The organism is Romboutsia sp. 13368, assembly GCF_018336475.1.
Lineage (GTDB): Bacteria > Bacillota > Clostridia > Peptostreptococcales > Peptostreptococcaceae > Romboutsia.
Genome location: NZ_CP048741.1, coordinates 1,940,865 through 1,948,716, shown reverse-complemented (window position 1 = coordinate 1,948,716; position 7,852 = coordinate 1,940,865). Strand labels below are relative to the sequence as shown.

The following is a 7,852-nucleotide window of genomic DNA, read 5'->3' as shown; positions in this document are numbered from 1 at the left end:
CCAGAAATATAATTAACAAATGAGCAACAAAAGGCTATAGATTATGCTCATAGATATTGTGGAGTTTCAACTGAAGATGAATATGAATTTAAATTTAATAAAAATTATAAAATTTAAATATTTTGATTTTTTATAAGATAAGAATAAAATTTAAATTAGTAGAAAATAAGCAAACGATGTAATGTTTTTTTTAAAGATAATTAAAAGGACAATAGATATTATTTGAAGAAATATTATAAAAGTTTTAATAAAAATAGATTGGAGAGATTTAAGATTGAAAAAAATAAAAAATATAAAACACTCTAATTTATTGATTCTTATAATATTTACTTATATACTATTTGGATTTATTATAAATTTAATAGGAAAATGCACTGATACATTAGTGATTGAAACTGAAAAAGTAGAATTAAAAGTAACTACTAAAGGATTAATTATAAGAGATGAGTATTTAGTAAAATCAAATCAAAGTGGAACTATAAATTTTACAGCTAGAAATGGTGAAAAGTTAAAAAAGGGAGATACAATAGGCGTTATATATAATAATATTAAAAATTTAGATGAAAATAAATCTACTATAAACAAGCTAAATGAAGAAATAGAAACATTAAAAATAGATAAAGAAAATAGTAAATCTAATTTTAGTAAAGAACTAATAGATGTAAAAATTAATACTAAGATAGAGCAACGTAAAAAACTTACTAATGAAAATAATAAAAATTTAAATTCGATAAACATACCTACATCAGGAGTTGTGTCTAATAATTATGATGGTTATGAAGATATATATACTATAGAAAATATGGAGAATATAACAGCTAAAGATATAGAAAATACGGAAAATAATTATAAAGATATAAATATACAAAATGAATATATAAAAGAATCTGAGATTATAGCAAGAATTATATCAAGTAACTATTCGTATATAGCTATATCTATAGATAAAGATATATTTGAGGAAAAGCAGAGTGTTGAAATAGTATTAGATAAAAAAAATATAGAAGGATATGTAGAAAAAATATATGAAAATGAAGGTAATAATGTAATTATATTTAAAATAAGTAATCAAAATGTAGAAATTTATGATACAAGAGCAACAGAATTTGATATAATATATAAACAAATAGAAGGTTTAAAGATACCAAAACAATCGGTAGAAGAATTAAACGATAAAAAAGGTGTGTATGTATTAAATCAACAAACTAAAAAGGTAGATTTCATTGAATTAAAAAACATACTATATGAAGATGATGATTTTATATTTATAGATTATTATAAAAATCAGAAAGAAGGAATAAAGACTGTAGATATATATGATGAAATTATTGTAAAGCCAAATATATTAAATAAAAATATAAAGATAAGTAGGTGATAAAATGAATACTATTAGAGAAAATATAGAAACTATAAAGTTAAATATAGAAAATGCTAAAGAAACTGTTGGTAGAAAAAGTGATGATATAACACTTATAGCTGTAACAAAAACTGTAGATGTAGATAAAGTTCTAGAGGCTATAGAATGTGGGGTTACAGATGTTGGAGAAAATAAACCTCAAGAATTAGCTCGAAAGTATGAGGTAATTGGTGATAAAGTTAGATGGCATTTAATAGGAAGTCTTCAAACTAATAAGGTTAAATATATAATAGATAAAGTACACATGATACATTCTCTAGATAGAGAAGGTCTATGTGAAGAAATTCAAAAGAGAGCTGAAAAAATAGATAGAGTAATTGATTGTTTAGTTCAAGTAAATATATCTAAAGAAGATTCTAAACATGGATTAGATGAAGAAGATGTTATAGACTTTATAAAAAATATTTCAAGTAAATACAATAATATAAATGTAAAAGGACTTATGACAATGGCTCCATTTACTGATGATGAAGATAAGATAAGAATAGTATTTAAAAAACTAAAGAATTTATCACTAAAAATAGAAGGTTTAAATATACCTAAAGTATCTATGAACTATTTATCTATGGGAATGAGCAATGATTATAAAATAGCAATAGAAGAAGGATCTACTATTGTTAGAGTAGGAACATCAATATTTGGTGAACGAAATTATAATAAATAATAAGTTAAATAATAAACTAAAGAATAAATAATGAGGAGGAAGTTAATAATGGCAGATGGAATATTCAATAAGTTTAAAAATTGGATAACAGAAGAAGAAGAGGAAGAGTTTGATGCACCTGAAGATGAATTAGATCAAGAAGAGGAAGAATTAGATCAATTTACATCTATATCAAATACTAAAACAGCTAAAATAGTTAACTTACACACATCAAGTCCAATGAAAGTTGTTATAGTAGAGCCTAAAAAATATGAAGAGGTTACTACAATAGCAGATCATCTTAAACAAAAAAAAGCTGTTATAGTTAATTTAGAAAATTTAAATGATCCAAGTATTCGTAAATCAATATTTGAATTTATGAATGGAGCAGTATATGTTCTAGATGGTGGGATACAAAAGGTTTCTAAAGGTATTTTTATTTTAGCACCTAATAATGTGGATATTGACTCTAGTATAAAAAAAGAGTTAGAAAGTAAAACTCTTTTCCCTTGGCAAAGTAAATAAATTTTATTTTAATAAGAAAGGGTGAAAACATRGGTACAAKTGGCAAAGTAAATAAATTTTATTTTAATAAGAAAGGGTGAAAACATGGGTACAAGTACAATAGGAATATCGCTATATTATTTATTTGATATATTGTCATGGATTATAGTTATAAAAAGCTTTATGACATGGCTACCAAATGGTGGAGGTAAATTCTATGATGTTTTATCAACGATAACAGAACCTATAGAAGCACCAATAAGATCAGTAATGGATAAGTATACAAGTGGTCCAGTTGATTTTTCACCTATGGTAACTATACTTGCACTTATATTATTAAAAAATATAGCACTAACAATATTTATTTAAGGTAGTTATTAATGGATAAAATAAAACTTACTAATCATATAAAAGACATAGAGTTAAAAAATAAGATGTTTAAAGTAATAGATAAAATTAATAGTTGCTTAAAACATTATGAAGTAAAATGTACTGATTTTTTAAATCCTTACGAAGTAAAAAATGCAATAGGCATTTTAAACTCATTTGATGATATAAAATATAGTGTGGATGGTGGTTATGATGACGCCGAACGAAAAGTCATATTTATATACCCATACTATATGGAATACGAGGATATAGAAAATAAATTAGAAATAGTTCAAATTGAAGGTAACTTTAAGTTTAAAGAAATATCCCATAAGGATTATTTAGGAGCAATACTTAATTTAGGTATAGTTAGAGAAAAGATAGGCGATATAATAATACATGATAATTTTTGCCAAGTTATGGTGATGAATGGTATTTATGATTTTTTAAATATAAACTTAAATAAAGTATCTAGAAATAAAGTTACTGTAAAGAAAATATCTAAAGAAAATATTATTCCGACTTTACCAACTTATAAAGAACTATCTTTTACAGTATCATCACAAAGATTAGATTGTATAGTCAGTGGTTTATATAATATATCAAGGCAAGATAGTTTAAAATATATAAATGGTGAAAGAGTTTTTGTAAACTATGAAAAGATAACTTCACCATCAAAAGAAATATATGAGAACTCATTGATATCAGTAAGGGGTAAAGGTAGATCAATAGTTGTTAGTATAGGAGATATTACTAAAAAAGGCAGAATAAAAGTTCAAGCGAAGTTAATAATATAGGAGGGAAATATATGATAGCTCCAATTGAAATAGAAAATAAAGAATTTAAAAAAGGCTTAAGAGGATATAGAGAAGATGAAGTAGATGAATTTCTAGACTTAGTAAAAGAAGACTACGAACAATTATATAGAGAAAATGCAGATTTAAAAGAAAAAATAAAGTTATATCAAGAGCAAATTAATAAATATGAAAATATAGAAGAAACATTAAATGCTACTTTGATAACTGCTCAAAGAGCGGCAGAAGATACTTGTAGTGCAGCTAACAAAAAATCTAAAATTATAGTTGAAGAAGCAGATTTAAAAGCAAGACAAATTATAGAACAAGCTAACAATGAAGTTATAGAAATAAGAAGAGAATATCATTCAATGGTTAAAGAATTTAAGGTATTTAGAAATAAATTCAAATCATTATTAGAAGATGAAATAAAGAGTATAGATGAAATATTCTATAAAATAGACGAAGACCATAGTGGATTTGATAATACTATAATGTATAATTTTGAAAATGAAGCTGCAGTTTCGAGTTTAGATTAAAAGATTACTTAAAAAACATTGACTAATAAGAAAAATTATTATAAAATTTTTTATTATAAAATAAAATACTATTTGAAAAGCAATGACGGAGACAGTAGGCTTTACATAATTTTACAGAGAGTTGGCATTTGCTGAAAGCCAATAAATTTATAAAGTTGAACATCACTCCTAAGCTGCAGGCTGAAAGACATATGTTTATTAAGCTGTGCCGGTTAGTGCCGTTAAATTAAACTATAGAGTGTAATATATATTAAATTTAATATATATTAAATTAGGGTGGTAACGCGATTAATACTCGTCCCTTTATTTAGGGACGAGTTTTTTTATATGTAAAAATAGTATTATTTATAAAACTATCTTGTTTAAGTTTACTAAGATTAGATAAAAATTATAAATATAATTTAGAAAGGGTGATTTTATGGCTAAATTTAAGTCATTAGTAGATAGTTCTGTAAAACAAGCAGAAGCAGAAGTTTCTCAGTATTGGAATGATATAAACATACTTGAGAAAACTTTAGAAAAAGGACAAAATGATCCGAGTTTTGTATTCTATGAAGGACCTCCAACAGCAAATGGAAACCCAGGAATACACCACGTTATAGCTAGAACTTTAAAGGACTCTGTTTGTAGATATAAAACTATGAATGGATATCAAGTTAAAAGAAAAGCTGGATGGGATACTCATGGTTTACCAGTAGAAATACAAGTAGAAAAGGAATTAGGATTATCAGATAAGCAACAAATAGAAGCTTATGGACTAGATAAATTCAATGAGAAATGTAGAGCTTCAGTATTCTCTTTTGAAAAGCAATGGAGAGAAATGACTGAAAGAATGGCTTATGAAATAGATTTAGATAACCCATATATAACTCTAGATAATAACTATATAGAGTCAGTATGGTGGATATTAGATAAGTTCAATAAAGAAGGATATATATATGAAGGTCATAAAATACTTCCTTACTGCCCAAGATGTGGGACAGGTTTAGCATCACACGAAGTTGCTCAAGGATACAAGGAAGTTAAAAATAATACAGTAATAGCTAAATTCAAGAGAGTTGATGCAAATGAATATTTCTTAGCATGGACAACTACTCCTTGGACATTACCATCAAACGTTGCATTAACAGTAGGACCAGAAGTTGACTATGTAAAGGTTAAGCAAAATGATGAAGTATACTATGTTGCTAAAGCATTAGCTAACAAAGTATTAGGTGAAGATTATGAAGTATTAGCACAAATGAAAGGTAAAGATTTAGAACACGTTCAGTACGAGCAATTAATGCCTTTCGTTCAAACTGATGAAAAAGCATTCTATGTAACTTGTGGTGATTATGTTACAACTGAAGATGGTACAGGTATAGTTCATACTGCACCAGCATTCGGTGAAGACGACTACAACTTAGGTAGAAAATACAACTTACCAGTTTTACAACCAGTTGATGAAAGTGGTAAATTTACAACAACTCCATGGGAAGGTAAATTCGTTATGGAGGAAGGTGTAGATGTTGAAATAATAAAATGGTTAGCTCACGAAAATAAATTATTCTCTAAAGAAAAGGTAGCTCATAACTACCCACACTGTTGGAGATGTCAAACTCCACTTGTATACTATGCTAAGCCAAGCTGGTATATAGAAATGACTAGATTAAAAGACCAATTAATAGCTAACAATAATACTGTTGAATGGTATCCAAACTTCGTTGGTGAAGGTAGATTTGGTAACTGGTTAGAAAACTTAAATGACTGGGCAATATCTAGAAGTAGATATTGGGGAACTCCACTTAATATATGGAAGTGTGAATGTGGTCATAAGCAATCAGTTGGTTCAAGAGCTGAATTAGCTGAAAAAGCTATAGAAGATGTAAATCCAGAAACAGTAGAACTTCACAGACCATATGTTGATGATATACATTTAAAATGTGATTGCTGCGGAGAGCCGATGACAAGAGTAACAGAAGTTATAGACTGTTGGTTTGATAGTGGATCTATGCCATTTGCACAACATCACTATCCATTTGAAAATAAAGAAAACTTCGAAGAACTATTCCCAGCAGATTTCATCTGTGAAGGTATAGACCAAACTAGAGGATGGTTCTACTCATTACTTGCTATATCTACATTCGTTATGGGTAAAGCTCCATATAAGAGAGTTTTAGTTAACGACCTTGTACTTGATAAAGAAGGTAAGAAAATGAGTAAGTCTAGAGGAAATACTGTTAATCCATTTGAATTATTTGACCAATATGGAGCAGATGCTTTAAGATGGTACTTATTATACGTATCTCCACCATGGACTCCAACAAGATTTGACGTAGATGGATTAAAAGAAGTTCAAAGTAAGTTCTTAGGAACTATGAAAAATGTATATAACTTCTTCACATTATATGCAAATACAGATGAAGTAAATCCAAAAGATTTCTTTGTTGATTACAAAAATAGACCTGAATTAGATCAATGGATATTATCTAAGTTCAATAACTTAAAGAAAGAAGTTGAAGAAAACTTAGAAATATTTGAATTAAATAAAACTGTAAGAATGGTACAAGATTTCATAAATGAAGATTTATCTAACTGGTACATCAGACGTTCAAGAAGAAGATTCTGGGCAACTGAATTGACAGAAGATAAGAAATCAGTATACAACACAACTTATGAAATATTAACAGAGCTTTGTGGACTTATAGCTCCATTTGCTCCTTATATATCAGAAGAAATATACAGAAACTTAACTGGTGAAGTATCAGTACACTTAAGTGCTTATCCAAAGGCTAACTTAGAATTAATAAATCCACAATTAGAAGAAAAAATGGATTTAGTTAAAAACTTAGTTACTTTAGGTAGAGCATCAAGAGAAGCTACAAGAATAAAAGTACGTCAACCAATACAAAAAGTATTAGTAGATGGAAAGTTTGAAAATACTATAAGTGATGTAGTTGACTTAATAAAAGAAGAACTTAACGTTAAAGAAGTTGTATTTGCTAAAGATTTAGGTGAATACATGAACTTTAGCTTAAAGCCAAACTTCAAAGTGTTAGGACCAGTATTAGGTGCTAAAATGAAGTTCTTTGCAGGAGCTCTTAATAAGTTAAATCCAAATGAAGTTGTACCTAAGTTAGAAGCTGGAGAAACTTTCACAGTTGAAATAGATGGTGAAAACTTTGAATTTAATAAAGAGCACGTATTAGTAAATATATCTGCTAAAGAAGGATTCAATGTATCTATGGAAAATAACTTATTCGTTATATTAGATACAACATTAACTACAGAGTTAATAGAAGAAGGGTATGCAAGAGAATTCATATCTAAGATACAACAAATAAGAAAAGCAAGTAACTTTGATGTATTAGATAATATAGACATAGATTTCTGTGGTGATGATGAAATAGCTCAAGCTGTAGAAAACTTTAAAGATTATATAAAATCAGAAACTTTAGCTTTAGAAATAAATAGAGTAAATGATGAATCTTTAGAAAAACATAATTTAAATGATCATATGACTGGTATAAAAGTTACTAGAAAATAATTTGATGAAACTCCTTATGGTATTTCCATAAGGAGTTTTATTTTTTAGTTAATAAATTAA

General features: G+C 27.2%; 7 protein-coding genes and 1 other annotated feature. All 7 genes read left to right on the top strand.

Features of this window, described 5'->3' with window-relative positions:
• Positions 1-274: 274 nt before the first annotated feature.
• Positions 275-1,375 (top strand): HlyD family efflux transporter periplasmic adaptor subunit, encoded by a 1,101-nt coding sequence (locus tag G3997_RS08060; RefSeq protein ID WP_296645263.1) that lies wholly within the window; start codon positions 275-277, stop codon positions 1,373-1,375.
• A 4-nt stretch (positions 1,376-1,379) separates the two neighbouring features.
• Positions 1,380-2,081, top strand: a complete 702-nt coding sequence (locus G3997_RS08055; protein WP_296645261.1) for a YggS family pyridoxal phosphate-dependent enzyme — start codon at positions 1,380-1,382, stop codon at positions 2,079-2,081.
• A gap of 48 nt (positions 2,082-2,129) precedes the next feature.
• The gene (locus G3997_RS08050) at positions 2,130-2,585 is read left to right on the top strand and encodes a cell division protein SepF (RefSeq protein WP_296645258.1); all 456 of its coding nucleotides are present in this window, start codon (positions 2,130-2,132) and stop codon (positions 2,583-2,585) included.
• Between the two features lie 84 nt (positions 2,586-2,669).
• Entirely contained in the window at positions 2,670-2,933 is a 264-nt protein-coding gene (locus G3997_RS08045) for a YggT family protein (RefSeq protein ID WP_296645255.1), read from the top strand.
• Positions 2,934-2,944: 11 nt separating this feature from the next.
• Complete coding sequence (locus tag G3997_RS08040; RefSeq protein ID WP_296645252.1) at positions 2,945-3,730, top strand: YlmH family RNA-binding protein; 786 nt, start codon at positions 2,945-2,947, stop codon at positions 3,728-3,730.
• Between the two features lie 11 nt (positions 3,731-3,741).
• Positions 3,742-4,266 carry a DivIVA domain-containing protein gene (locus tag G3997_RS08035; protein WP_296645249.1) on the top strand — a complete coding sequence of 175 codons (525 nt, stop codon included), beginning with the start codon at positions 3,742-3,744 and terminating at the stop codon, positions 4,264-4,266.
• A 73-nt stretch (positions 4,267-4,339) separates the two neighbouring features.
• Positions 4,340-4,572 (top strand) — a binding site (T-box leader).
• A 112-nt stretch (positions 4,573-4,684) separates the two neighbouring features.
• A complete protein-coding gene (ileS, locus tag G3997_RS08030) occupies positions 4,685-7,792 on the top strand; it encodes an isoleucine--tRNA ligase (protein ID WP_296645246.1) in 3,108 nt (1,035 codons plus the stop codon).
• The last annotated feature ends 60 nt before the right edge of the window (positions 7,793-7,852 follow it).